This is a genomic window from Actinospineispora spinosispora DSM 44797 (genome assembly GCF_000429025.1).
In the GTDB taxonomy this organism is placed as follows: domain Bacteria; phylum Actinomycetota; class Actinomycetes; order Mycobacteriales; family Pseudonocardiaceae; genus Pseudonocardia; species Pseudonocardia spinosispora.
The window spans coordinates 144093-168412 of record NZ_KE386835.1; the positions used below are offsets into that span (position 1 = coordinate 144093).

Genomic DNA, 24320 nt, shown 5'->3' on the forward strand with positions numbered 1-24320 from the left:
GGTACGGGCGCCTATAGGCGCCCGTACCACTCACAAGGTAGGTGAGGCGATGCGCAGGAGCAGGTCGAGCAGGATCTTCTCCTCCGCATCGGACAGCCCGGCGAGGAACTCGCGCTGGGCGTCGACGATCGCGCCGTCGAACCGCAGCAGCGCGGCCATCCCCGCCTCGGTGAGCACCACCCGGTTGCGTCGTCCGTCATTCGGATCGCGCTCGCGCAGGACCAGCCCCTCACCCTCCAGGCCGTTGAGCGCCGCCACCATGTCGCTCGGGTCGACACCGAGCCGGCGGCCTATCTCGACCTGCGCGGCGGGCCCGAACTCCTCCAGCGTGGCGAGCACCCCGAAGTAGTACGGCCGCAACCCGGCCTCGACGAGGCATTCCTGGGTGGCCCGGTCCGCGGTGCGGGCCGCCCTGCGGAGCAGCCAGAACGTGGTGCCCCGGAGCCTGCTGGGCGCGCGTCCGTCGTCGTCCGCGCAGTTCTCGTCCCGTCGCACCGGCTCAGTGTAGAGCCAATTCGTTGGCAACCCCCATCAATGTCGATATCATTGGGTGAGCCAACATTGGCAACCCCCACGATAGCGAGGAGACACACCGTGCGCCGAGTCCGCTACCACGAGTTCGGCGGGCCAGAGGTCCTGCGGATCGAGGAGACCCCCGTTCCCGAGCCCGGGCCGGGTCAGGTGCTCCTGCGCGCCGAGGCGATCGGTGCGAGCTGGGTCGACACGACGATCCGCGCCGGTACCAGCCCGTTCGGGACGTGGCCGCTCCCGGGCAGTCCGCACGGCGACGTGGTCGGCACCGTCGAACGGGTCGGCGATGGCATCGACCAGGCGCTTGTCGGCCGGCGGGTGGTCGCGCTCGTGCACCGGGACGCCTACGCGGACTTCGCGGTGGCCGACGCGTCGGCGCTGACCGAGGTGCCCGATGGCGTGAACTCGGGTGATGCGAGCGTCCTGGCGATGCCTGCCCCGGTCGCCCAGGTCGCGCTGGAGCTCGGCGGGCTGGCTCACGGCGAGACCGTGCTGGTGCACTCGGTGACCGGCGGCATCGGCCATCTCGCGGTGCAGCTGGCCAGGCTGAGGGGCGCCCGGCGGGTGATCGGCACCGTCGGCTCGCCGGACAAGCTCGACGCGGCACGGCGACTCGGTGCCGATGTCGCCGTGTGCCTCGCCACCCCGGACTGGACCGACCAGGTACGAGCGGCGGTGCCCGACGGCGTCGACGTCGCCCTGGACAGCGTCGGGGGCACGGTCAGCGCGGCGACGCTCGAGCTGCTCGCCCCGCTCGGGCGGCTCGTCGTCTACGGGGCGGCGAGCGGGACGCTGCCCGAGCTGAGCGCGGCCGCGCTGTTCGCCGTCCGCACCGTCACCGGCTTCGGGGTCGAGCAGTGGCGGGCCGCCCGTCCGGCGGAGCATCGCCGGGTCGTCGCCGAGGTCACCGCCCGGGTCGCGGCCGGCGAGCTGCGCACCCAGGTCTCCGCGACGGTCCCACTCGCCGAGGCAGCCAGGGCGCACACCCTGTTGGAGGACCGGAGCAGGATCGGGCGCGTGCTGCTCGCGCCGTGACCGGCACAAGATCCAGACAGACACCACACAGAGAGTGACCTACAGTAACCGTATGCTGTCCCGCCGTCGTCTGCTCACTCTCGCCGGCGTCGGGGTGCTCGCGGCCGGCTGCGGACCCGACACCCGAAGCGCGCTGCAGCGCATCCGGGACAGCAAGACGATCCGGGTCGGCATCGCGGGCGAGGAGCCCTACGGCTACCTCGATGCCTCGGGCACGCTCACCGGCGAGGCACCCGAGGTCGCCAGGATCGTCTTCGGCACGCTCGGGGTGACCGCGCTGGATGCGGTCCAGCGCCCGTTCGGCAAGCTCATCGAGGGGCTGCACGACGGAGCGTTCGACATCGTCGCGGCCGGCATGGCCGTCACCCCGGGGCGCTGTCAGCAGGTGGCGTTCTCCCGCCCCGACTTCGTCGCGCCGAGTGCGTTCCTCGTCTCGAAGGGCAACCCCAAGCGACTGCGTTCCTTCGCCGACGTGGTCAGGGCCAAGCTGCCGCTCGCGGTGCTGGAAGGCAGCGTCGAGCTCGACAGTGCACGGGCCGCCGGTATCCCCGACGCACGGATCAAGCAGTACGACTCGCCGGCCGACCTGTTCAGGTCGGTCTTCCAGGCAGAGGTACCGGTGGGTGCACTGACCGACATCTCGCTGCGCAGCATGCTGCGCAAACAGCCGAAGGCCCCGCTGGAGGTCACCGCAGGCGTCCCGCCGGTACCGCCGTTGAAGTCCCAGCCCACGGCGGCGTTCGGCTTCCGCCAGCAGGACAACGACCTACGCGAGGCCTTCAACACCGGCCTGGCCGCGCTCCAGGCCTCGGGCGACTGGCTCAGGGTGACGGCCCCGTTCGGCTTCACCCCGAACAACCGCCCACTCCCCGCCCTCACGACCGAAGTGCTGTGTCGTTAGGCCTGTTCCGCGCGGAGTTTTTCTGTGACCACCCCCTCGCTTCGCTTCGGGGGTACTCCCAGAAAAACAAGCTCCTTCGTCGCCGGGCGCGCGCTTGTTGTCGCCCTGGGAGCCGCCTCCTCGCGTTGGCGAGGTTGTTGCGGACATTCACTGCCCGGCCTTCGCCGGAACTCCTTCGGAGACTCGCGGAGCCAACTCAGCCGTCGCTGAATTGGGCCTTCACCGGAACTCCCGCGGAGACACGCGGAGCCAACGCAACCGCTGCCCAGTCGGGCTGCCTTCGCCGGAACTCCCGCGGAGACACGCGGAGCCGGCTTTCTAGGGCAAGCGTCCGTCCGCTCGAGCACCGAGCGACGGTTACCCCAGGCCGTGCTGCTTGCGGATGAGCTCGACGATCTTCTGCATGATCTCGGTCAGGGCGTAGTCCTTGGGAGTGAAGACCGCGGCCACACCCCGTGCGTAGAGCTCGGGCTCGTCTTCCTTCGGGATGATGCCGCCGACGATCACCGGGATGTCGTCGGCGCCGGCGGCGCGCAACCCGTCGACGACCGCAGGGACCACCTCGAGGTGCGAGCCGGACAACACCGACAGCCCGACGACGTGCACGCCTTCCTGCACCGCCGCCGCGACGATCTGTGACGGGGTGAGGCGGATGCCCTGGTAGATGACCTCGAAGCCGGCGTCTCTCGCCCGGACCGCGACCTGCTCGGCGCCGTTGGAGTGGCCATCGAGGCCAGGCTTGCCGACCAGCATGCGCAGCCGGGTGCCCAGCTCCTCACCGGTGGCCTTGACCAGCGCACGCACGTCGGCCAACTCGCTCGCCGCCTCTCCACTCGCGCTGGCCGCACCGACACCGGTGGGCGCCCGGTACTCACCGAACACGCCGCGCAGCGCACCGGCCCACTCCCCCGTGGTCACGCCGGCCTTCGCGCAGGCCACCGTCACCTCCATGAGGTTGGCGTCGGTCTTCGCGGCGTCGCGCAGGTCGGTCAACGCCTGCTCGACGGCCGCGTTGTCCCGCTGCGCCCGCCAACGCTCGATCGCGTCGATCGCGGCCTGCTCCACGGCGGGGTCGACCGTCTCGATCGCCTTGGCGCCCTCTGCCTGCAGCGGGCTCGGCTCCGTGGTGTCGAACTTGTTGACACCGACCACGACGTACTCGCCGGACTCGATGAGCCGCCGCCGCTCGGCCAGCGACGACACCAGCTGGCCCTTCATGTAGCCCGACTCGACGGCCGCGACCGAGCCACCCATGTCCTGGACGCGCTGAATCTCCTCGCGCGCACCGACCATGAGTTCGTCGACCTTGGCCTCGATGACCTTGCTGCCCTCGAAGATGTCCTCGTACTCGAGCAGGTCGGTCTCGAAGGCCAGCACCTGCTGCATCCGCAGCGCCCACTGCTGGTCCCACGGCCGGGGCAGCCCGAGCGCCTCGTTCCAGGCGGGCAGCTGCACCGAACGGGCGCGCGCGTCCTTCGACAACGTCACCGCGAGCATCTCCAGCACGATGCGCTGCACGTTGTTCTCCGGCTGCGCCTCGGTCAGCCCCAGCGAGTTGACCTGCACGCCGTAGCGGAACCGGCGCGCCTTCGGATCCTTGACGCCGTAGCGCTCCCTGGTGATCTCGTCCCACAGCGCGACGAACGCGCGCAGCTTGCACATCTCCTCGACGAACCGCAGGCCCGCGTTGACGAAGAACGAGATGCGCGCGACGACCTTCTCGAACTGCTCCGGCGGAACCTGGCCCGAGTCGCGCACCGTGTCCAGGACCGCGATCGCGGTGGTCAGCGAGTAGGCGATCTCCTGCACCGGGGTCGCCCCGGCCTCCTGCAGGTGGTACGGGCAGATGTTGATCGGATTCCACCGGGGCACGTGCGTGACGGTCCAGGTGACCAGGTCGGTTGCGAGGCGAAGGCTGGGGTCGGGAGGGAAGGCGTAGGTCCCCCGGGACAGGTACTCCTTGACGATGTCGTTCTGCGTCGTGCCGGCGAGCTTGGCCCGCACCTGCGCCGGGTCCGCCCCCGCCTCGACCGCCTGCTCCTCGGCGACGGCGACGTAGAGGGCGAGCAGCCACATGGCCGGGGCGTTGATCGTCATCGAGGTGTTCGCATCGGCAAGCGGAATGCCGTCGAACAACGCGCGCATGTCACCGATGTGGCTGACCGGCACGCCGACCTTGCCGACCTCACCCTTGGCGAGCTCGTCGTCGGGGTCGTAGCCGGTCTGCGTCGGCAGATCGAAGGCGACCGAGAGCCCGGTCTGTCCTTTTGCCAGGTTGCGCCGGTAGAGCGCGTTCGACGCTGCCGCGGACGAGTGACCCGCGTAGGTCCGCATGACCCACGGTCGATCGGACTCCCGGTCGTTCGGATAGGGCACCGGACTACCTCCGCTCGACGATGAACTGAGCCGATCGTACTGCCGGGTAGCCGGCTTGCATGCGTACTCCTGCTCACAATCCCAAGCAGGCACTCGTTCGAGTCAGACGCGGTGGTACCGAGCGTCGAAGAAACAGAACAGACCGTAGCTGGCCAGACCGAGTGCCACGACCACCAGCAGGACCGAGCCGAAGGGCTGCGCGGCGAGGGTCTTGAGCGCCACGTCCATGCCCTGTGCCCTGGCCGGTTCCGACTTCAGCGCGGCGACGTCGATCAACACCCCGATGATCATGATCGCCAGCGCCTTGGCGACCGCGCCGAACTGGCCGAGCCGTTCCGCGAGCACACTGACCAGCGCGGGCGCACCGATCAGGTCGACGTCCTCCAGGAACGCCTTCTGCCAGCCCCGGAACGCCATGAACCCACCGGTGACGACCACTCCGACGCCGATCGCGGCGAGCAACCACCGCCCACCGGGAGCCTGCAGCAGCCATGCCGAGCCGCTCTGACCGCCGTTGCCGGGCGGTTCACCGCCAGCGACCCTCGCGGTCAGCCCGGTCAGTACCGCGAAGACCACGACCTGCCCGGCGGAGAACAGCCGCTTCTGCCTGCGCTGACTCTCATCGGTCAGGTAGCGGAAGCCGCTCAGCGCCTCACGGAGCCGCCAGATGACGACGGCCGCGAACCCGGCGGTCACCGCCCAGAGCAGCAGGCGCCCGAACGGCTCACCGGCGATCGTCTGCAGCGCACCGCCCTGGTCCGCCCGTTCGGCGTCGCCGAAGGCCACCCGTATCGCCAGGTACGCCACCAGCAGGTGGATGAGCCCGTTGGCGACCAGCCCGGCCCGGGCTCCCAGCCGCATGGGCTGACTGCCTGCCAGCCGTTCGGCCGACTCGGCCGCGTCCTCGGCGGCGTTCACCCGCGCCCGCCGGTCGTCAGCCAGTCGGGACCCTCAGCGCCCCGACTCGCCGCTGTGACCGCCGCCCGCTCCGCGAGTCGGGCGCGTGAGCACGGCGAGTCGGGCACCTCGGCACCGCGAGTCGGGAGTGTCAGCACCAGCTCACGCTCTCATCCGGTCAGCGGTCGGGCTCCGAGGTCACCCTGGACACGTCGGCGCCCAGCTCACGCAGGTTCTCGACGAAACGAGGGTAGCCGCGATCGATGTGCTCGACGTCCCAGACCTCGCTGCTGCCGTCGGCGCACAGACCCGCGAGCACGAGACCCGCACCGGCCCGGATGTCCGAGGCCCACACAGGAGCCGAGGACAGCCGTTCGACACCGCGCACGACCGCGTGATGACCGTCGGTCCGCGCATCCGCACCGAGCCGGATCATCTCGTCGACGAACCGGAAACGGGCCTCGAACACGTTCTCGGTGATCATCGAGGTGCCTTCGGCGACCGCGGACAGCGCGATCGCCATGGGCTGCAGATCGGTGGCGAAGCCGGGGTAGGGCAGCGTCACGAAGTCGACCGCGCGCGGCCGCTCGGCCATCGCCACGGTGAACGAGTCGTCCGTCGTGGAGGTGTCCGCGCCGGCGGTGCGCAGCTTGTCCAGCACCAGTTCGAGGTGGTGTGGGTCGACGCCGTGCACGGTGACCTCACCCCGGGTCATCGCCGCCGCGAACGCCCAGGTCGCACCGACGATCCGATCACCGATCACCCGGTGCTGAGTGGGCTGGAGGCTGGTCACGCCGTGCACGGTGAGCGTCGAGCTGCCGCTGCCCTCGATCTTGGCGCCCATCTGCTGCAGCATCCTGCACAGGTCGACGATCTCCGGCTCGCGCGCCGCATTATCGATGACCGTCGTCCCCTCGGCCAGCACGGCGGCCATCAGGATGTTCTCGGTCGCGCCCATGCTCGGGAAGTCCAGCCAGATCTGGGCGCCCTTGAGGTCCTCGGCGTGCGCGACGACCTTGCCGTGACTGATCTCGGTGTGCGCGCCCAGCTTGCGCAGCCCGTTCGCGTGCATGTCCAGCGGCCGCGAACCGATCGCGTCACCACCGGGCAGCGGAACCACCGCGCGCCGGCACCGCGCCACCAGCGGACCCAGCACACACACCGAGGCGCGCAGTTTGGACACCGAGCGGTAGTCGGCGGCCTCGTTCGGCTGCGCCGGAGCGGTGATCTCCACGGTGGCGCCGTCGATCCGGACCTCGCAGCCCAGACTGCGCAGGACGTCTGCCATCAGGGGGACATCGAGGATCTCCGGACAGTTGGTCAACGTCGTGGTGCCCTCGGCGAGCAGTGCCGCCGCCATCAACTTGAGCACGCTGTTCTTGGCGCCGACGACCTGGATCTCTCCGGTCAGCCGCGCGCCACCATTCACCCGGAAGTGCTCTGCCACTCGTGCACGCTAGCGGTTGTCCCGTCCTCAGGGATGCGCGGCCTCCCTGAGACGAGCGCATCCCAGCCCGCCATCGCGGCATCCGCGACGACGAGCAGCTCCTCGCGCGTCGCACCGTCCCTGGCCTGCAACGACATCCCGTAGATGACCGTGCTGAAGTACGAGGCCAGCGCGACGGTGTCGGTGTGCGGCGCCAGTTCACCGTCGGCGACGCCCTTGTCGAGCCGCGCGCGTAGCTCAGCGGTACTCCCCTGGCGCTGTTCGGTGAGGAAATCCCGGACCGCGACCGTCTTGGACGTGTACGTCGTCGCGGCCAGCACCACCATGCAGCCGGTGGGCCTACCTGGGCCCGTGTACGCGGCCGCCGCGTCCCGCAGAAGCCCGGCGATCGCCTCTCGCGCGGTGGACGCGGTCAGCGCTCCGTACACCGAGATGCCTTCGGTCTTGTTGTACAGCTCGACCGCCTCCCGGAACAACGCCTCCTTGCAGCCGAAGGCCGAGTACAGACTCGGAGCGTTGATACCCATGGCCGTGGTCAGCTCGGTCAGCGAGGCGCCCTCGTACCCGTGCTCCCAGAAGACCTCCATGGCGCGGAGCAGCACCTGCTCCCGGTCGAACCCGCGAGGCCGCCCACGCTCGGCCATCGCCGCCACCGCCTTTCTGTATCGAACCCTAAAAATACTCCTTGACAGCGCCGGGCGTCGAGCCGCAGACTTTTGAAGTCATCACTACAGAAATGGAGTCGCGGACATGGCAGAACTGACGGGCAAGGTTGCACTGGTCACCGGGGGCAGCAGGGGCATGGGTGCGGCGATCGCCATCCGGCTCGCGCACGACGGTGCGTCGGTCGCGGTGACCTACCGCAACGGCAAGGAGAAGGCGGAGGCCGTCGTCGAGCGGATCGTCGCCGAGGGTGGCACCGCGATCGCCATCCACGCCGACAACGCCGACCCCGACGCGGCGGCCGAGGCGGTCGAACGCACCGTGCGCGAGCTGGGCAGGCTGGACATCCTGGTCAACAACGCCGGCATCTGGGTCGCCGGGCCGATCGAGGAGATGACCACACAGCAGCGGGACGAAATCCTCGCGGTCAACCTGACCTCGGTGTTCAGCGCGAGCCAGGCGGCGAGCAGGCACCTCGGCGAGGGCGGCCGGATCATCAGCATCGGCAGCAACCTCGCGAGCCGGGTGCCCGGCCCCGGCCTGACGCTCTACGCGATGACCAAGTCGGCCCTCGACGGCCTGACCAAGGCCCTGGCCAGGGAGCTCGGCCCCCGGGGCATCACCGCGAACGTCGTGCACCCCGGCTCGACCGACACCGACATGAACCCCGCCGACGGTCCGCACGCCGACTTCCAGCGCCAGCTCTCGGCTCTGGGCCGCTACGGCACGGCCGAGGACATCGCGGCGACGGTCGCCCACCTGGCCGGCCCCGGCGGCCGCTCGATCACCGGAGCCGCCCTGCTGATCGACAGCGGCACCAACGCCTAACCACCCCACTCGTACGGCAAAGCCGCGAGTCGGGGTTTTTGTCAGGGCGAGTCGGGGTTCTTGTCAGCGATATGACTGCCTGGGGTGGGAACTGATGTCTGTCGTCGTGCTTGCGCTGATGGTGTGCGTGTTCAGTGTGACCACCGGGGAGTTCGTGATCGCCGGGATCCTGCCGGACATCGCGGGCGACCTGGCGGTGTCGATCCCCGCCGCGGGGCTGCTGGTCACCGCGTACGCGATCGGCATGGTGGTCGGCGGTCCGGTACTCACCGCGCTGACCAGCCGGTTCACCCGGAAGCCGTTCATCGCGGTCCTCATGGTGGTCGTCGTTCTGGGAAACATCGCGTCGATGCTGGCGCCCTCCTACGCCGTGCTCCTGGTGGCGCGGGTGGTCAGCTCGTTCGTGGTGGCGACGTTCTTCGCCAACGCGGTGGTCATCGCCGCGTCGACGGCCCCGGCAGGCAAGCAGGCCTCGACCGTGGCGAAGCTGGCGCTCGGGATGAATTTGGCGACGATCCTCGGCGCGCCGATCGGCACCGTCCTCGGCCACGAGTTCGGCTGGCGATCGACGTTCCTGGCCATCGCGGTGTGCGCGGCCGCCGGCCTGGTGCTGATCGTGTGGCTCGTGCCGACCGGCGCGCGCCCCGAAGTCGCCTCCGCGGTGACCGAGCTGCGGGTCTTCGGGCGGCGTGAGGTCCAGCTGGCGATCCTCATGACGGCGGTCGGCAATGCCGGCCTACTCGTCGTGTTCACCTACTTCGCGCCGCTGCTGGTCGAGGTGAGCGGGTTCGCGTCGCGCTCCGTCGCGCCGTTGCTGCTGGTCTACGGCGTGGGTGCGACCGTCGGCAACCTCGCGGGTGGCTGGTTGTCGGACCGCGCTCTGATGCCGTCCCTCGTCGCGCTGCTGAGCCTGCTCGTGGTGTCGTTGCTGGTCCTGTGGCTGGTCAGTACCAACCCCGCCGCCACCGCGGTCATGATCTTCGTGGTCGGGGCGGTCGGATTCTCGGTCGTCCCCGGGATGCAGACCCGGGTCATGGCGACGGCGAGCACGGCGCCCACGCTCGCCATCGCGGTCAATGCGTCGGCGTTCCAGCTCGCGGCCGCGTTCGCCGCCTGGCTCGGCGGGCGCGTCCTGGACAGCGGGTTCGGCCTGCGCTCGCTCTCTCTGGTCGGCGCGGCGGTCACCGTCGCCGGGATCGCGGTGACCGCTGCGTCCTGGCTGCGCGACCGGCGAGCCACGCAGGCCACAGCGGGTTCGGCGGCCGGCCTCTAAGCTGCGGGTATGGCAGTGCACCTGACGCGGATTTACACCAGGACCGGGGACGCCGGCACCACCGGACTCGGCGACTTCTCCAGGGTCAGCAAGACCGACGTCCGGCTCGGGGCGTACGCCGACGTGGACGAGTGCAACGCCACGATCGGCGTCGTGCTGGCCACCACCGCCCCCGAGGCGGACGTCGTCGAGACGCTGCGCAAGGTGCAGAACGACCTGTTCGATGTCGGCGCCGACCTGTGTACGCCGATCGTCGAGAACCCGGAGTACCCGCCGCTGCGGGTGACCGAGGTCTACATCGAATGGCTCGAGAAGGCGTGCGACGAGTACAACTCCCGGCTACCCAAGCTCGACTCGTTCATCCTGCCCGGCGGCACGCCCGCAGCGGCCCAGCTGCACGTGGCCAGGACGGTCACCCGGCGCGCCGAGCGCACGGTGTGGGCGCTGCTGGAGCAGGACCCGGACCGCACCAACCCGCTGACCGCGAAGTACCTGAACCGCCTGTCCGACCTGCTGTTCATCCTGTGCCGCGTGGCGAACCCCGACGGCGACATCCTGTGGAAGCCCGGCGGCGGCGCCAAGCAGGACAACGAGTAGCCCGAAGCTTCCCGAGCGCCTTTGCACATCTTCGTGCTGCGTCGCACATGTCCGGACGTGTGCGACGCAGCACGACGGTGTGCACAGTGCGGGCTGGCTCAGGAGGCCTGGCGGAAGGAGTAGCGGCCTGGGGGTGTTGCCTCCAGCCAGGCCAGGAAACCGGTGAGGACGTCGGGGGTCATGGCCAGCTCGACCGTGTGCTGGCCGTCCCTACATCGCAGGACCGTGGAGTCGGCGGGAACCACGTACTCCTCGGTCGGACCGGGCTTGCGGCGGTCGACGATCTCCAGCTCTCGCCTGCTCAGCACCATGTTGGCGCGACGGCCGAGGCTGATCACCCGGAACCAGACGAACTCGTCGCCCTTGTACCGGGCGACGCCCAGATTCCAGTTCCGGGTGGAATCCGGCGCGGCGGCGCGGACCCGGCGCAACGCCACGTCCACTCCGCCGATCCTGATCAGCCGCAGCCTGCGTACCGCCAGCCAGCCGATCAACAATGCCCCGAGCAGCAGGACGACACCGAGAATCTCTGCCATCCCCATCGCCGTCCCGCCGCTCTCTGGAGTCAGTCGGACGAACTCGCGGCTTTGAGCCGCGTCTCGGCGCGCGCGATCGCGGCCGCGCCCTCTTCGGTGGACGCATCCGCCTTGCTCGCGGCGGCGCGTGCACGCTCTACGTCGATCTCCTCGGCCAGCTCGGCCGACTCCGCCAGTACCGTCACACCGTCCGGCGTGATGGACAGGAAGCCGCCGTGCACGGCGACGGTGACCGAGTTGCCCTGCGGGGTGTCGATACGGACCACACCGGCCTGCTCCAGCTGAGCGAGCGTGGGCTCGTGGCCGGGCAGGACACCGATCTCACCCTCGGTGGTCCGGGCGAACACGAAGCTCGCCTCGCCGGACCACAGCCGACGCTCGACCGCGACCAGCTCGACGGACATCTCCGCCATGACGTGCCTCTCTTCGTGTCTGAGTTCGAGGTTGTGTGGGTTGAGATCGTGAGAGCCGAGGGTAGCGTTCGCCACCCTCGGCTCTCACGACGGCTCAGCTCTGGAGCTTCTTGCGGTTCTTCTCCAGGTCGTCGAGACCACCACAGAGGAAGAACGCCTGCTCCGGCACGTCGTCGAACTCGCCCTTGGCGATCTTGTCGAACGACTCGATGGTCTCCTTGAGCGGAACCGTCGAGCCCGGCTGGCCGGTGAACTGCTCGGCGACCAGCAGGTTCTGGGACAGGAACCGCTCGATGCGGCGGGCCCGGCCGACGAGCTGCTTGTCCTCTTCGGACAGCTCGTCGATACCCAGAATGGCGATGATGTCCTGCAGGTCGGCGTACTTCTGCAGAATCCGCTTGACCTCGTTGGCGACGCGGAAGTGCTCGTCACCGATGTACTGCGGGTCGAGGATCCGTGACGTCGAGGTCAGCGGGTCCACAGCGGGGTAGATGCCCTTCTGCGAAATCGGCCGGGAAAGCTCCGTCGTCGCGTCCAGGTGGGCGAACGTGGTCGCCGGCGCCGGGTCGGTGTAGTCATCCGCCGGCACGTAGATGGCCTGCAGCGAGGTGATGGACCGGCCCCGGGTCGAGGTGATCCGCTCCTGCAGCTCGCCCATCTCGTCGGCCAGGGTCGGCTGGTAACCCACGGCGGACGGCATACGGCCGAGCAGCGTGGAGACCTCCGAACCGGCCTGGGTGAACCGGAAGATGTTGTCGATGAACAGCAGCACGTCCTGGTTCTGCTCATCGCGGAAGTACTCCGCCATGGTCAGCGCGGACAGACCGACGCGCATACGCGTGCCGGGCGGCTCGTCCATCTGGCCGAACACCAGCGCGGTGTCCTTGATGACGTCGGCCTCGGTCATTTCGGTGATGAGGTCGTTGCCCTCACGGGTGCGCTCACCCACACCGGCGAACACCGACGTACCACCGAAGTTCTTGGCGACACGGGTGATCATCTCCTGGATGAGCACCGTCTTGCCGACACCGGCACCACCGAACAGGCCGATCTTTCCACCCTGCACGTACGGGGTGAGCAGGTCGATGACCTTGATGCCGGTCTCCAGCATCTCGGTCTTGCCCTCGAGCTGGTCGAAGGCCGGAGCCTTGCGGTGGATGCCCCAGCGCTCGCCGGTGATCTCCAGGTCGGGCTTGTCCAGGCAGTCGCCCAGTGCGTTGAACACGTGGCCCTTGACCTGGTCACCGACCGGCACCGAGATCGGGCGGCCGGAGTCCTTGACCGGCGTGCCACGAACCAGACCGTCGGTCGGCTGCATCGAAATGGTGCGGACCAGGTTGTCACCCAGGTGCAGGGCGACCTCCAGGGTCAGCTTCTTGGTCTCTCCGGCGAGGGTGACCTCGACGGACAGTGAGTTGTAGAGCGCGGGCAGACCGTTGCGTGGGAACTCCACGTCGACGACCGGGCCGGTTACCCGGACAACGCGGCCGGTCTGGGTCTCTGTCGCGGTGTTGTCAGCAGTAAGGGTCATCAGTTGTCACTTCCTGCGGCGACGAGAGCGTCGGCGCCGCCGACAATCTCGCTGATCTCCTGGGTGATCTGGGCCTGGCGGGCCTGGTTGGCCTCCAGGGTCAGGCTCTTGATGAGGTCGTTCGCGTTGTCCGTCGCGGCCTTCATGGCCCGCTGGCGGGCCGCCGACTCGGACGCGGCCGAGTCCAGCAGCGCGGCGAACAGCCGGGAGCTGATGTACTTCGGCAGCAGTGCGTCGAACAGGGTGTCGGCGTCCGGTTCGAACGCGTATGCCCGTTCTGAGCCCGAAGAAGAAGTGCTCGCCGCGGCGTCTTCTTCCGCGTACTCGACCTCCATCGGAGCCATCCGGCGTGCCTGCGGCAGCTGGGTGACCATGTTCTTGAACTCGGTGTAGACGAGGTGCAGCTCGTCAACTCCCTGCACGCCGTCCTCGCCGGGTCCCTCGGCCGTGTCGTCGGCCCCGGCCATGAACGCCGCGACGAGTGTGTCGGCGGCTTCCTTGGCATTGAGGTACTGGGGCTGCTCGGAGAAACCGGTCCAGGACGCCTCGACCGGACGCTTACGGAAGCGGAAGTAACCCACTCCCTTACGGCCGATCACGTAGCGAACGACGTCCTTGCCCTGCTCCCGGAGCATCTCCTCCAGCTCCCGGGCGGCCTTCAGCACGTTGGCGTTGTAGCCACCGCACTGCCCCCGGTCACTGGTGACCACCAGGATCGCCGCGCGACGCGCGTCAGGACGCGCGACGAGCAGCGGGTGGTCCAGCGCCGAGTTGTTGGCCAGCTCGGTCAGTACCCGGGTCATCTCCTCGGCGTACGGCTTGGAGGCCTCCACCCGGGCACGCGACTTCGCGATCCGTGAGGTGGCGATCAGCTCCATCGCCCGAGTGATCTTCTTGATCGACTGCGTCGAGCGGATGCGCCGCCGCAGGACTCGAATCTGTGCCGCCATGAGTTACCCGCTCAGCTCTTGGCCGGCGCCGGCTTGTTCACCTTTACCGACTCCTTGGTGGTGTCGGCCTCGTCCATCGCGTCGGCCTGCTGCTCCTTCGGAACAACGGACGAACCGTCGGTCGCGGTGAAGTCCTTCTTGAACTCCTTCACCGCGTCGACGAGACGCTCCGAGTCCTCGTCGGACAGCTTGCCGGTCTCGCGGATGTTCGAGAGCACACCGTCGAGGTTGCGCCGGACGTGGTCCAGGAAGTCGCTCTCGAAGCGGCTGATGTCGGCGACCGGCACCGAGTCCAGGTGACCCTGCGTGCCGAGGAAGATCGAGACGACCTGCTCCTCGACCGGAACCGGTGCGTACTGGCCCTGCTTGAGCAGCTCGACCAGCCGGCTACCGCGACCCAGGGCGGCCGCCGAAGCGGCGTCCAGGTCGGAACCGAAGGCCGCGAAGGCCTCCAGCTCGCGGTACTGCGACAGGTCGAGGCGCAGCGAGCCGGACACCGACTTCATGGCCTTGATCTGTGCGGAACCACCGACTCGGGACACCGAGACACCGACGTTGATGGCCGGCCGAACGCCCTGGTTGAACAGGTCGGACTCCAGGAACACCTGGCCGTCGGTGATCGAGATGACGTTGGTCGGGATGTAGGCGGACACGTCGTTCGCCTTGGTCTCGATGATCGGCAGACCGGTCATCGAGCCCGCGCCAAGCTCGTCGGACAGCTTCGCGCAACGCTCCAGCAGCCGGGAGTGCAAGTAGAAGACGTCACCCGGGTAGGCCTCACGGCCCGGCGGGCGGCGCAGCAGCAGCGAGATCGCGCGGTACGCCTCGGCCTGCTTGGACAGGTCGTCGAAGATGATCAGGACGTGCTTGCCCTGGTACATCCAGTGCTGGCCGATGGCCGAACCGGTGTAGGGGGCGAGCCACTTGAAGCCGGCCGGGTCGGAGGCAGGGGCAGCCACGATCGTGGTGTACTCCAGCGCACCCGCGTCCTCGAGAGACTGGCGGACGCCGGCGATCGTGGAGCCCTTCTGGCCGATGGCGACGTAGATGCAGCGAACCTGCTTGTTCGGGTCGCCGGTCTCCCAGTTCTCCTTCTGGTTGATGATCGTGTCGACGCAGACCGCAGTCTTGCCGGTCTTGCGGTCGCCGATGATCAACTGGCGCTGGCCGCGGCCGATCGGCGTCATGGCGTCGATCGCCTTGATGCCGGTCTGCAGCGGCTCGCCGACGCTCTGGCGCTCGACCACCGAGGCGGCCTGCAGCTCCACGATGCGCTGTTCCTCGGCGACGATCTCGCCCTTGCCGTCGATCGGCGCACCCAGCGGGTCGACGACGCGACCCAGGAAGTTGTCACCGACCGGCACGGAGAGGACCTCGCCGGTCCGCTTGACCTGCTGGCCTTCCTCGATGCCGCCGGAGGCACCCAGGATGACGGCGCCGATCTCACGCACGTCCAGGTTCAGTGCAACACCGCGGATGCCGCCCTCGAACTCGAGCAGCTCGTTGGTCATTGCCGAGGGCAAACCCTCGACGTGGGCAATGCCGTCACCGGTGTCGGCGACGGTGCCCACCTCTTCACGCGAGGTCTCGGTCTCCAGCGACGAGACGTAGCTCGCGATCGCGCTCCGGATCTCATCCGAGGAGATCGTCAGCTCTGCCATGTTCTTGGTTCCTTCTCTGCGGAGAAAATCTACGTCTCGTCAGGGCGGGTGACCGGCTACCTAGCTGGGCAGCGATCGCTTCGCCGCACGCAACCGACTGGACACACTGCCGTCGATGACCTCGCCGCCGACCCGGACGAGCAATCCGCCCAGCAGCGTCGGGTCCAGCTCGATCTGCAACGACATCCGTCGGCCGTACAACCGGCTCAGCGAGTCGGTCAGCTGTTGCTCCTGCTGTGAAGTGAGTGCCACCGGCGTTCCCACATGCGCCACGTACCGGTCCCGGCGGGCAGCGGCCAGCTCGGCCAGCTCCTCCGCCGCGAGGTCGAGGCTGCGCCCGCGTGGGGTGCGCACGGTCTGTTCGAGCAGCGCCCTGGTGACCGGACTGACCTTCGACTGGCCCTCGGTCGTACCGCCGAGGACCTGGTCGAGCAGTGCGACACGGCCGTCCGCCGGGTTGCCCGGATCGACCAGCAGCCCGGTCAGCTTCGGCTCACGGTCGAGGATCCGTCCGAACCGGAACAGCTCGTCCTCGACGTCGTCGAGGCTGCCGTCCTTCTCGGCCACGCCGAGCGTGGCCCGACGTGCGAGCACCTCGACCGCCTCGACCAGGTCCGACGGCCGTGACCAACGCCCGGACACGAGGTCCGAGACGGTGTCCAGCGCGGCGCGGCCGACCTGGCCGTTGAGCAGCTGGTCGGCCAGCTGGGACCGGTTCGCCGCCGGGACCGACGAGTCGGCCAGGTGACGACGCAGCGTCGGCTCGCCGAGCAGCAGTCGCATCACCGAGAACAACTGCTCGCCGAGGGTCTGCAGTTCGGTGACCGATGCCGCGTCGACCCGGCTGTCCAGCCGGGTCTCCGCCTCGGCGAGCGACTCACGGCTCGCGGCCTGCAGCTGTAGAGCCATCAGCCGGCTCCACCCGAGGTCGCCGGAGCAGCACTACCGGCCTGCTTGCCGGGCATGTCGTCCAGCTGGGAGAGGAAGCGGTCGACGGTGGAGCGCTTGCTCTGCTCGTCGGACAGCTCGTGGCCGACCAACTGCTCGGCGAGCTGAACGGACAGGCCGCCCAACTCACCGCGAAGCTGGCGAACCACCTGGTCGCGCTGCGCGGCCAACTGCTCCTCGCCACGCTGCCGGATGCGCTCCACCTCGGTGGAGGCCTGCTCGCGCATCTCCTCGCGGATCCGCTCGCCATCCGCCCTGGCGGTGTCGCGGATCTTCGCTGCCTCGGTACGAGCCTCGGCCAGCGCCTGGTCGTAGCGCTCCTCGGCGGCCTTCAGCTTGCGGCCGGCCTCCTCGGAGTCCTCGACCTGCTTCTGAATCATGTCCTGTCGCTCCTGGAGCGACTTGGACAGCGGCGGCACAACGTACTTCCACAGCACGAACAGAATGATCACGAACGCGACCAGTTCGGCGATGAAAGTGCCGTTCGGCAGCAGGAAGTTGTCCGCTGCCAGGACGGTGCTGGTCATCAGGGTCTCCTGACGGTCGTCACTGGGCAGACATCGATCACTGGGCGCCGAGCACGAACACGAACAGCGCCATGAAGGCCAGGTTGATGAAGTACATGCCCTCGACCAGACCGATGATCAGGAACATGATCGTGTTCAGGCGGCCGCGGGCCTCCGGCTGACGGGCAACACCCTGAATGGTGGCCGCACCGGCCAGACCGTCACCGATAGCCGCACCGATAGCACCACCGGCGAGGGCAAGGCCACCACCGACGAACGCACCGGCCAGCTTCAGTTCGCCCGCCGCCGAGCCCTGGGCGAGCAGCTGGTTGGTCAGACTCATGACTCTCCTTGGTTTTCTTTGTGGAACGTGTGTGTTTGGGGGGAGCTGTGGATTTCGAGCGGCACTGCCGGACCGACGCTGATTAGTGCGCCGCTTCGTGCTCTTCGACTGCCTCACCGAAGTAGATGATCGTCAGCAAGCTGAAGATCAACGCCTGGAGGGCACCGATGAACATGTCGAACAGCTTCCAACCGGCATTCGGCAGCCAGAGCACGTACGCCGGCATCTGACCGATCACCGCGACCATCAAGGTGCCGGCGAAAATGTTGCCCCAGAGCCGGAGCGCCAGAGAAACCGGGCGACCGAAGTACTGGGTCACGAATTCGATCGGTGCGAGGAAGGCGTACGGCTGCGCGAGGTGCCCGAAATACTGCTTGACACCCTTTCGGCGGAAACTCACCACGTTCACCCAGATGATGACCAAAAGCGTCATCGGGTAAACGAGGTTGACGTCCGCGGTGGGAGGCGGCGCGACATGCTCGGTGGGCAGCGCGGCCAACCAGTTCGCGATCAGGATGAACGAGAACGTGGTGACACAGAGCTGGACGACGCCCTTCGGCGTACGCAGCCCCATCTGCTCCTGCACCTGGCTCTGCACCCAGTCGACGAGCATCTCGAAGATGAGCTGCAGCTTCGTCGGCTTGCCAGCCGACGCGCCACGCGCCATGTAGAGACCCAGCCCGAGCAGGATCACCATGGCGACCAGCGTGCTGAGAATCGTATCGGTGTTGAAGGTGAGCCCGAGGAACTCGGCCGTCGGGTGGTGACCTGGCTGAATCTGCTCGGCGGCGAGCACGAGCTGCCCCGGGGCCAGGTCGACGATGTTGTTACCAGTCATGACTGTCGGATCTCCTTGACCAGCGGCAGCATGGCGCTCACGATGGTGAGAAGTTGGAATACGGCAAGGCCGGCGAATACCGCGAGCCCAGCGGGGCGGAGCAACACGGCGCAGCCTAGTGCGATGACAGTGATCACACCCAGACGGCCCAGAACACTGACCGCGAACTGTGCCCTGTTGAAGGAACCGCGATCTGAATAGCGGGCAACGGAAACTTGAGCAAGCCGCGCATTCATCGCGCCGAGGGCCAGTCCGAGAACGCCGAGCGCCGCTTCGAGCGGCTTACCCAGCGGCAGGAGAACGGCGATCGCCACTACGGCGACCACCGAGGCCCACAGCAAAGTTCGGCGAAGGGTCCGCCGATTGACAGGGGGCACCATCGTCGGTGCTCCGAGGGTCACTGCGCTGCCACCTCACGTCGTTGTCGTGTAGCTCGTAGATGTCATGGAGTTGTCTTCCTTGGCTGTACTCACCGGTTCACATGAACTTCTTGAACTGGCCGTACATATAGAAGCAGGCAGCGACTATGCCCAGGAACAGGCCGATCAGCGCACCCACCGGGAAACTCCCGAGGCCGTGATCGACCAGCCAACCGAGACCGAACCCGACGATCAAGCATCCGGTGATGGAACTACCCATCCCGAGCAGGTCGCCGATCTCGGGACCCTCACCGCGCGCCACGCCGTCTTCTCGCGGGCGTCAGCGGGTAGAGCCGGCCGACTGGACACAACCACTCAATGCTTCTCCCTTGGCGCATGACATCTACCGCTGGTCGCCTCGGTGTTTCCGCAACCGTGCGCTGTGCCACACTGACAAACGAACCCGCTTCTCAGCGGGAATGGGGCGACGCTACCACAGCGTTGCCCCATTACCTGTTGCCCCCTGACCAGGGGTAAGGGCGCGGCACTAGATCGAGCTTCCGATAGTTCCTCTACACCAAGTTGTTTGACGTCCATCACAAGTCAACCGCCAAATGGCTGGCCTCGTGGGACAAAACACCTGATGAGGCTCTCAGCGAGTCTTGACACGGCCCGGTGTGCGCAATCTCGGCACGGCCGTGGCAAGCATTGCGAACAGCAACATGAACCCCACGCCCCACAAAACGAGCGCTGTGTTGTTGCTCACCGACAATGCGACCGCCCCGAAAGCCAGTACACCGGACCACAGATAGGCCAGCAGCACCGCGCGGCGCTGCGAATGCCCGATCTCCAGCAACCGGTGGTGCAGGTGCATCTTGTCCGGCGAGAACGGGCTGGTACCCGCCCTGGTCCGGCGGACGACCGCCATGAGCAGGTCGAGCAGCGGGACGAACACCACCGCGGCCAGCACGATCAGCGGCGTCATCAGGCCGACCGCGTCCTTGCCGTCGAAACGGGTGATCCGGCCGGACGCGGTGATCGTGGCGGCGGCGAGCATCACGCCGATCAGCATCGACCCGGAGTCGCCCATGAACAGGCGCGCCGGGTTGAAGTTGTGCGGCAGGAAGCCGAAACAACCACCTGCCAGCAGGGCGGCGATCAGCGCAGGCGAGTACGCGTTCGGGTCGTTGCCGTTGTCGTAGAGCAGCCCGAGGGAGAACAGGCACGTCGCGGTGGCCGCGATGCAGCCGAGACCGGCCGCGAGCCCGTCCAGTCCGTCCACGAAGTTCATGCCGTTGACCAGCGCGACCGTGAGCAGCACGGTGATCAGCGCGCTCTGCTCCGAGCTCAGCGACACCGGGAACCCGATGTGGCCCGGCCCGCCGCCCCACGGCACCCAGAACGTGGACCACTGGATGCCGCCCTTGAGCACCAGCAGCCCGGCGGCGGTGATCTGACCGGCCAGCTTGGTGAACGCATCCAGCTCGTACCGGTCGTCCAGCGCGCCGACCACGACCAGCAGCGCGGCCGCGACGATCGCCCAGACGACCTCGGACGAGTACAGGAACGCCAGTCTCAGCGCCGGGAGCTGCGCGGCGACCGCGACACCGCCCAGGATGCCGGCGAAGATGGCAAGGCCGCCCCATCGCGGTGTCGGCGTGACGTGCACGTCCCGGCCGCGAGGCCAGGCCACCGCGCCGAACCGGATGGCGAGCAGCCGGACCACACCGGTCAGCAGGAACGTGACGACCGCCGCGCTGATCCCGACCAACAGGTACTCACGCAGCGGGAGGCCCTGGGCTCCCAGGCTGATCGCCGTGCCCTGCGTGGGCACGACGATCACCTGGGTCATGCTCATCAGCGTCTTAGCCCCTCGGGTAGGCCGGGGTGCGGGCGACGAGCGCCGACACCTCGTCCGCGACGGCTGCCAGCTCGCGGTCGCCCGCCTCGGTGCCGTGCTCGGCCTTCACCGCGCGAGCCACCAGCCTGCCGACCTGGGCCATGTCCGTCTCGGTCATGCCCTGCGTGGTGAGGCTGGGCGAACCGATCCGGATGCCGGAGGGCTTGAGCGGCGGCGCCGGGTCGTACGGGATCGCGTTCTTGTTCAGCGTGATGCGGGCGGCGTCGCAGCGCGTCTCGGCGTCGGCACCGGTGACGCCGATCGGACGCAGGTCCAGCAGCGCGAGGTGGGTGTCGGTGCCACCGGACACCGCGCGCATGCCCTCCGCCTCGAGGCTCTTGGCGAGCGCGCCGGCGTTCCCGATCACCTGCGAGGCGTAGGCCTGGTAGTCGGGGCTCGCGGCCTCCTTCAGCGCCACGGCCTTGGCCGCGACCGCGTGCATGAGCGGGCCGCCCTGGGTGAACGGGAACACGGCCTTGTCGAGAGCCTTGGCGTGTTCCTCCTTGCACAGGAACATGCCGCCGCGCGGGCCGCGCAGCACCTTGTGCGTCGTGGCGGTGACCACGTCGGCGTAGGGCACCGGGGACGGGATGGCCTTACCGGCGACCAGACCGATGAAGTGCGCGGCGTCGACCATCAGGATCGCGCCGACCTCGTCGGCGATCTCCCGGAAGACGGCGAAGTCGATGAGCCTCGGGTAGGCCGTCGCGCCAGCGATGATGATCTTCGGCTGGTGCTGCTTCGCCAGGTCACGGACCTGGTCGTAGTCGATCAGCTCGGTGTCCTCGCGGACCGTGTAGGAGATCGCGTTGAACCACTTGCCGGAGAAGCTGACCTTCGAGCCGTGGGTCAGGTGCCCGCCCTGCTTGAGGTCCATCGCCAGCACCGTGTCGCCGGGCTGGGCGAACGCCGCGTACACGGCGAAGTTCGCGCTCGCGCCCGAGTGCGGCTGCAGGTTCGCGTGCTCCGCGCCGAACAGCTCCTTGGCACGCGCGATGCCGATGTTCTCGGCTTGGTCGACGACCTGGCAGCCACCGTAGTAGCGCCGCCCCGGGTAACCCTCCGCGTACTTGTTCGACAGCGTCGAGCCGAGTGCGGCGAGTACTGCCGGGCTGGTCAGGTTCTCGCTGGCGATCAGCTGCAGTCCGCCGCGCAGCCGGTCCAGCTCGTCGATCACGATGCCGGCGATCTCCGGATCGATCTGCTGAAGTTCGTCGAAGTCAGGGCCCCAGAACGGTGTGCTCACGGTCCCCCACGCTACCCGCGCGCCCACCCCGGCCCCGCCTCGGCCCGGGCCGGGGCCCGGTAGGCGAAGTGCGCTCAGCTCGCCAGCTCGTGGCCGAGGACCTCGGCCACCTGGGCCGTTGTCACCGCGCCTTCGCGCAGGATGCGTGGCTGGGGGGCGGTCAGGTCGACGATCGTGGAGGCCTCACCCTCGGCGGGGCCGCCGTCCAGGTAGACGGGGACCACCTCGCCCAGCTGGGTACGGGCTTCCTCCATGGTCGCGGCGGGCGGTGAGCCGGAGCGGTTGGCGCTGGACACCGCCATCGGGCCGACCTCGCGCAGCAGCTCCAGCGCGACCGGGTGCAGCGGCATCCGCAGCATCACGGTGCCCCTGGTGTCGCCGAGCTCCCAGGTCAGCGAGGGGGCGTGCGGCAGGACGAGTGACAGACCACCGGGCCAGAACGCCTCGATCAGGTCCCGCGCGGACTTCGGCACCGAGCTGACCAGCCCGTCGATCGTCGTCCAGGAACCGACCAGCACGGGGGCCGGCATGCTCGAACCCCGGCCCTTCGCGGCGAGCAGCGCACGGACGGCTTCGGCGTTGAATGCGTCACAACCGATCCCGTAGACGGTGTCGGTGGGCAGCACGACCAGCTGCCCGGCGCGCACCGCGCCGGCGGCGGCGGCCAACCCGTCGCGACGGCTGTCCGGTTCCGCGCAGTCGTAAGAGGTGCTCACGCGCAAATCGTAGTGACGCACCCGCCCCGCCCCGGCAAGCCCCCACCCACCCCGCCACGCCATGTCCCGCCCCGCCACGTCCCGATGACACGAATGTGGCTTTAGGGACGTTCAACGTCCCTAAAGCCACATTCGTGTCACTGGGCGCGTGTCACTGGGCGCGTGTCACTGGGCGCGTGTCACTGGGCGCGTGTCACTGGGCGCGTGTTGCTGTGACGAAACGGGGGCGGCCGGACAGGTCGGGGTGGTCCCGGACGTTCGTCAGTTCGGGGTGGGTCGCCAGGAGGGCGGGGGCCGCCTCGCCGTGGGTGTCGTCGTGTTCGATCGCCAGGCTGCCGCCGGGGCGCAGCAGACGGATCGCCAGCTGGGTCAGCGGGCGGATGACGTCGAGGCCGTCCGTTCCCGAGAAGACCGCGCGGTGCGGGTCGTGATCGGCCACCTCGGGCGGGACCGGGGTTCCCTCGGGAACGTACGGCGGGTTGGCCAGCAGCAGGTCGACCGTGCCGCGCAGCTCGGGCAGCAGCTCAATGTCGGTGACGTCGGCCTGCAGTAGCCGGACCCGTTCCGGCAGGTTGCGTTTCGCCCAGGTCAGCGCGCCGGGGTCCAGCTCGACGGCGTGCACGACGGCATCCGGGCGGGCCATCGCCACCGCGGCGGCCAGCGCGCCGGAGCCGGTGCACAGGTCCACCACCACCGGTGCGGCGATCCCGGTGAGGGCCGTCAGGCCCCATTCCAGCAACAGTTCGGTCTCCAGCCTCGGCACGAAGACCCCGGGGCCGACCTGCACCTCGATCGGTCCCATCGGCGCGGTGCCGAGCAGGTACTGCAGTGGCAGTCTGGTGGCCCGGCGTTGCACCAACGCACGGAACTCGGCCAGCGCGGCGGGATCGACAGTGGTGAGCGTCCGCACCCTGGAACGCGGCACCGACAGGACGTGCGCGGCGAGAAGCTCGGCGTCCACCCTCGGACTGGGCACGCCGGACAAGGCGAACAGCCGCTCGGCGTCCGCCAGCGCGGCGTTCCAGGACTTTTCGGACACCGAACCCACTCCCTATGCCATCGGCCGTCGACATGCTGGGCCGAGGCGCGGCCACGTCCTATACAGGGACCATGGCATTCACGATTGGTATGGCGATCTTCCCGGACGCGGAGGAGCTGGACTTCGTCGGGCCGTGGGAGGTGTTCACCGCGTCGGCGATGCTGCGCGAGCGTGCCGGTGAGCAACCCGACCAGGTGCTGCTGATAGCCGACGGGCTGGGCCCGGTGCGGTGCAACAAAGGCCTGCGGGTGCTGCCGGACGCCACGTTCGCCGAACATCCGCCGTTGGACGTGGTGCTGGTGCCCGGCGGCCAGGGGACACGGCGCGAAGCCGACAACCCGACGCTGCTCAGCTGGCTGGCGAAGGTCTCGGCCTCGGCGCGGTGGACGACCAGCGTATGCACCGGTTCGCTGCTGCTGCACGCGTCCGGGGTGGCCGACGGACGCAGGTTGGCGACCCACTTCGGCTTCGAGGACGAGCTGGAGCGGCGCGGGGCGACCGTGGTCCGCGACGCCCGCTGGGTGCGCGACGGCCAGATCGTGAGCAGCCAGGGAGTGTCGGCGGGCATCGACATGGCGTTGTGGCTGACCGGCCAGCTGCACTCGGTCGAGCACGCCCGCTCGACCCAACGCTACATCCAGTACGACCCGGCCCCGCCCTACCAGGCAGACGCCTGACCCCCGTGAGCGCTGAGGGCGTCTACTTCGTGCAACCCGGTACCCGGCTTCACGGCATCTCGGCTTCGCCGTCGACTCGTGAGTGGCAAGGGCGCCTATAGGCGCCCGG

The 24320-nt window shown here is 68.6% G+C and carries 26 protein-coding genes; 6 read left to right on the forward strand and 20 right to left on the reverse strand.

Translation table 11 applies throughout. The features are described from left to right. Positions 1 to 30: 30 nt before the first annotated feature. On the reverse strand, positions 31 to 495 hold the full coding sequence (locus G406_RS51700; protein WP_037080162.1) for a MarR family winged helix-turn-helix transcriptional regulator: 465 nt from the start codon (positions 493 to 495) through the stop codon (positions 31 to 33). 99 nt (positions 496 to 594) lie between these two features. Here G406_RS51700 and G406_RS0134255 point away from each other — a divergent pair, with 99 nt between their 5' ends. Continuing rightward, the gene (locus tag G406_RS0134255; RefSeq protein ID WP_028937307.1) at positions 595 to 1566 is read left to right on the forward strand and encodes a quinone oxidoreductase family protein; all 972 of its coding nucleotides are present in this window, start codon (positions 595 to 597) and stop codon (positions 1564 to 1566) included. A 52-nt stretch (positions 1567 to 1618) separates the two neighbouring features. Next, positions 1619 to 2467: an ectoine/hydroxyectoine ABC transporter substrate-binding protein EhuB gene (gene ehuB, locus G406_RS51705; protein WP_037080164.1), complete on the forward strand. Its 849-nt coding sequence runs from the start codon at positions 1619 to 1621 to the stop codon at positions 2465 to 2467. A 357-nt stretch (positions 2468 to 2824) separates the two neighbouring features. Here the strand turns inward: ehuB and G406_RS0134265 are convergent, their stop codons facing one another. The 4 genes from G406_RS0134265 to G406_RS51710 form a co-directional block, all read right to left on the reverse strand. Next, positions 2825 to 4843: a protein meaA gene (locus tag G406_RS0134265; RefSeq protein WP_028937308.1), complete on the reverse strand. Its 2019-nt coding sequence runs from the start codon at positions 4841 to 4843 to the stop codon at positions 2825 to 2827. A 102-nt stretch (positions 4844 to 4945) separates the two neighbouring features. Further along, positions 4946 to 5761 carry a DUF1206 domain-containing protein gene (locus G406_RS0134270; RefSeq protein ID WP_028937309.1) on the reverse strand — a complete coding sequence of 272 codons (816 nt, stop codon included), beginning with the start codon at positions 5759 to 5761 and terminating at the stop codon, positions 4946 to 4948. A 157-nt stretch (positions 5762 to 5918) separates the two neighbouring features. Continuing rightward, a complete protein-coding gene (murA, locus tag G406_RS0134275; RefSeq protein ID WP_028937310.1) occupies positions 5919 to 7187 on the reverse strand; it encodes a UDP-N-acetylglucosamine 1-carboxyvinyltransferase in 1269 nt (422 codons plus the stop codon). Beyond that, the gene (locus G406_RS51710) at positions 7166 to 7831 is read right to left on the reverse strand and encodes a TetR/AcrR family transcriptional regulator (RefSeq protein WP_051343173.1); all 666 of its coding nucleotides are present in this window, start codon (positions 7829 to 7831) and stop codon (positions 7166 to 7168) included. The genes murA and G406_RS51710 overlap by 22 nt, the downstream gene beginning before the upstream one ends. A 106-nt stretch (positions 7832 to 7937) precedes the next feature. On the opposite strand from G406_RS51710, the gene G406_RS0134285 reads away from it, so the two are divergent. From G406_RS0134285 to G406_RS0134295, 3 genes are all read left to right on the forward strand, one after another. Beyond that, a complete protein-coding gene (locus G406_RS0134285; RefSeq protein WP_028937311.1) occupies positions 7938 to 8678 on the forward strand; it encodes an SDR family NAD(P)-dependent oxidoreductase in 741 nt (246 codons plus the stop codon). A 94-nt stretch (positions 8679 to 8772) separates the two neighbouring features. Next, positions 8773 to 9951, forward strand: coding sequence for an MFS transporter (locus tag G406_RS0134290; RefSeq protein WP_028937312.1), 1179 nt, complete (start codon positions 8773 to 8775; stop codon positions 9949 to 9951). A 9-nt stretch (positions 9952 to 9960) separates the two neighbouring features. Then, positions 9961 to 10548: a cob(I)yrinic acid a,c-diamide adenosyltransferase gene (locus G406_RS0134295; protein ID WP_028937313.1), complete on the forward strand. Its 588-nt coding sequence runs from the start codon at positions 9961 to 9963 to the stop codon at positions 10546 to 10548. Positions 10549 to 10646: 98 nt separating this feature from the next. Here G406_RS0134295 and G406_RS0134300 read toward each other — a convergent pair whose 3' ends face one another. From G406_RS0134300 to prmC, 15 genes are all read right to left on the reverse strand, one after another. Then, positions 10647 to 11084 (reverse strand): DUF2550 domain-containing protein, encoded by a 438-nt coding sequence (locus tag G406_RS0134300; RefSeq protein WP_342666264.1) that lies wholly within the window; start codon positions 11082 to 11084, stop codon positions 10647 to 10649. 29 nt (positions 11085 to 11113) lie between these two features. Continuing rightward, complete coding sequence (locus G406_RS0134305; RefSeq protein WP_028937315.1) at positions 11114 to 11497, reverse strand: F0F1 ATP synthase subunit epsilon; 384 nt, start codon at positions 11495 to 11497, stop codon at positions 11114 to 11116. A gap of 94 nt (positions 11498 to 11591) precedes the next feature. Further along, a complete protein-coding gene (gene atpD / locus G406_RS0134310) occupies positions 11592 to 13028 on the reverse strand; it encodes a F0F1 ATP synthase subunit beta (RefSeq protein ID WP_028937316.1) in 1437 nt (478 codons plus the stop codon). Further along, on the reverse strand, positions 13028 to 13978 hold the full coding sequence (locus G406_RS0134315) for a F0F1 ATP synthase subunit gamma (RefSeq protein ID WP_028937317.1): 951 nt from the start codon (positions 13976 to 13978) through the stop codon (positions 13028 to 13030). The genes atpD and G406_RS0134315 overlap by 1 nt, the downstream gene beginning before the upstream one ends. Positions 13979 to 13989: 11 nt before the next feature. Then, positions 13990 to 15639, reverse strand: coding sequence for a F0F1 ATP synthase subunit alpha (atpA, locus tag G406_RS0134320; RefSeq protein WP_028937318.1), 1650 nt, complete (start codon positions 15637 to 15639; stop codon positions 13990 to 13992). Positions 15640 to 15699: 60 nt separating this feature from the next. Continuing rightward, entirely contained in the window at positions 15700 to 16548 is an 849-nt protein-coding gene (locus G406_RS0134325; RefSeq protein WP_028937319.1) for a F0F1 ATP synthase subunit delta, read from the reverse strand. Next, positions 16548 to 17114 (reverse strand): F0F1 ATP synthase subunit B, encoded by a 567-nt coding sequence (locus G406_RS0134330; RefSeq protein ID WP_028937320.1) that lies wholly within the window; start codon positions 17112 to 17114, stop codon positions 16548 to 16550. The genes G406_RS0134325 and G406_RS0134330 overlap by 1 nt, the downstream gene beginning before the upstream one ends. 37 nt (positions 17115 to 17151) lie before the next feature. Continuing rightward, positions 17152 to 17436, reverse strand: a complete 285-nt coding sequence (atpE, locus tag G406_RS0134335) for an ATP synthase F0 subunit C (protein ID WP_051343086.1) — start codon at positions 17434 to 17436, stop codon at positions 17152 to 17154. 82 nt (positions 17437 to 17518) lie between these two features. Further along, positions 17519 to 18274 (reverse strand): F0F1 ATP synthase subunit A, encoded by a 756-nt coding sequence (gene atpB, locus G406_RS0134340; protein ID WP_051343087.1) that lies wholly within the window; start codon positions 18272 to 18274, stop codon positions 17519 to 17521. Then, positions 18271 to 18588 (reverse strand): hypothetical protein, encoded by a 318-nt coding sequence (locus G406_RS51715; RefSeq protein ID WP_156935313.1) that lies wholly within the window; start codon positions 18586 to 18588, stop codon positions 18271 to 18273. The genes atpB and G406_RS51715 overlap by 4 nt, the downstream gene beginning before the upstream one ends. 163 nt (positions 18589 to 18751) lie before the next feature. Then, positions 18752 to 18955, reverse strand: a complete 204-nt coding sequence (locus tag G406_RS0134350) for an AtpZ/AtpI family protein (protein WP_028937323.1) — start codon at positions 18953 to 18955, stop codon at positions 18752 to 18754. A 330-nt stretch (positions 18956 to 19285) separates the two neighbouring features. After that, on the reverse strand, positions 19286 to 20485 hold the full coding sequence (locus tag G406_RS0134355) for a glycosyltransferase family 4 protein (RefSeq protein WP_051343089.1): 1200 nt from the start codon (positions 20483 to 20485) through the stop codon (positions 19286 to 19288). Between the two features lie 13 nt (positions 20486 to 20498). Next, positions 20499 to 21779 (reverse strand): serine hydroxymethyltransferase, encoded by a 1281-nt coding sequence (locus G406_RS0134360; protein ID WP_028937325.1) that lies wholly within the window; start codon positions 21777 to 21779, stop codon positions 20499 to 20501. Positions 21780 to 21853: 74 nt separating this feature from the next. After that, positions 21854 to 22495 carry an L-threonylcarbamoyladenylate synthase gene (locus G406_RS0134365; RefSeq protein ID WP_028937326.1) on the reverse strand — a complete coding sequence of 214 codons (642 nt, stop codon included), beginning with the start codon at positions 22493 to 22495 and terminating at the stop codon, positions 21854 to 21856. Between the two features lie 193 nt (positions 22496 to 22688). Further along, positions 22689 to 23534 carry a peptide chain release factor N(5)-glutamine methyltransferase gene (gene prmC / locus G406_RS0134375; protein WP_037080390.1) on the reverse strand — a complete coding sequence of 282 codons (846 nt, stop codon included), beginning with the start codon at positions 23532 to 23534 and terminating at the stop codon, positions 22689 to 22691. 71 nt (positions 23535 to 23605) lie between these two features. Between prmC and G406_RS0134380 the strand changes: the two genes are divergently transcribed. Then, on the forward strand, positions 23606 to 24211 hold the full coding sequence (locus G406_RS0134380) for a DJ-1/PfpI family protein (protein ID WP_028937328.1): 606 nt from the start codon (positions 23606 to 23608) through the stop codon (positions 24209 to 24211). Positions 24212 to 24320: the final 109 nt, after the last annotated feature.

What these genes read in the sequence shown, in the direction of transcription:
- G406_RS0134285 (WP_028937311.1), top strand. Translation starts at nt 7,938, where the DNA reads ATGGCAGAACTGACGGGCAAGGTTGCACTGGTCACCGGGGGCAGCAGG.
- atpA (WP_028937318.1), bottom strand. Translation starts at nt 15,639, where the DNA reads ATGGCAGAGCTGACGATCTCCTCGGATGAGATCCGGAGCGCGATCGCG.
- G406_RS0134355 (WP_051343089.1), bottom strand. Translation starts at nt 20,485, where the DNA reads ATGACCCAGGTGATCGTCGTGCCCACGCAGGGCACGGCGATCAGCCTG.
- G406_RS0134305 (WP_028937315.1), bottom strand. Translation starts at nt 11,497, where the DNA reads ATGGCGGAGATGTCCGTCGAGCTGGTCGCGGTCGAGCGTCGGCTGTGG.
- G406_RS0134380 (WP_028937328.1), top strand. Translation starts at nt 23,606, where the DNA reads ATGGCATTCACGATTGGTATGGCGATCTTCCCGGACGCGGAGGAGCTG.
- G406_RS0134300 (WP_342666264.1), bottom strand. Translation starts at nt 11,084, where the DNA reads ATGGCAGAGATTCTCGGTGTCGTCCTGCTGCTCGGGGCATTGTTGATC.
- G406_RS51710 (WP_051343173.1), bottom strand. Translation starts at nt 7,831, where the DNA reads ATGGCCGAGCGTGGGCGGCCTCGCGGGTTCGACCGGGAGCAGGTGCTG.
- G406_RS0134330 (WP_028937320.1), bottom strand. Translation starts at nt 17,114, where the DNA reads ATGACCAGCACCGTCCTGGCAGCGGACAACTTCCTGCTGCCGAACGGC.
- G406_RS0134325 (WP_028937319.1), bottom strand. Translation starts at nt 16,548, where the DNA reads ATGGCTCTACAGCTGCAGGCCGCGAGCCGTGAGTCGCTCGCCGAGGCG.
- ehuB (WP_037080164.1), top strand. Translation starts at nt 1,619, where the DNA reads ATGCTGTCCCGCCGTCGTCTGCTCACTCTCGCCGGCGTCGGGGTGCTC.
- atpD (WP_028937316.1), bottom strand. Translation starts at nt 13,028, where the DNA reads ATGACCCTTACTGCTGACAACACCGCGACAGAGACCCAGACCGGCCGC.
- G406_RS0134295 (WP_028937313.1), top strand. Translation starts at nt 9,961, where the DNA reads ATGGCAGTGCACCTGACGCGGATTTACACCAGGACCGGGGACGCCGGC.
- G406_RS0134290 (WP_028937312.1), top strand. Translation starts at nt 8,773, where the DNA reads ATGTCTGTCGTCGTGCTTGCGCTGATGGTGTGCGTGTTCAGTGTGACC.
- G406_RS0134315 (WP_028937317.1), bottom strand. Translation starts at nt 13,978, where the DNA reads ATGGCGGCACAGATTCGAGTCCTGCGGCGGCGCATCCGCTCGACGCAG.
- atpE (WP_051343086.1), bottom strand. Translation starts at nt 17,436, where the DNA reads ATGAGTCTGACCAACCAGCTGCTCGCCCAGGGCTCGGCGGCGGGCGAA.
- atpB (WP_051343087.1), bottom strand. Translation starts at nt 18,274, where the DNA reads ATGACTGGTAACAACATCGTCGACCTGGCCCCGGGGCAGCTCGTGCTC.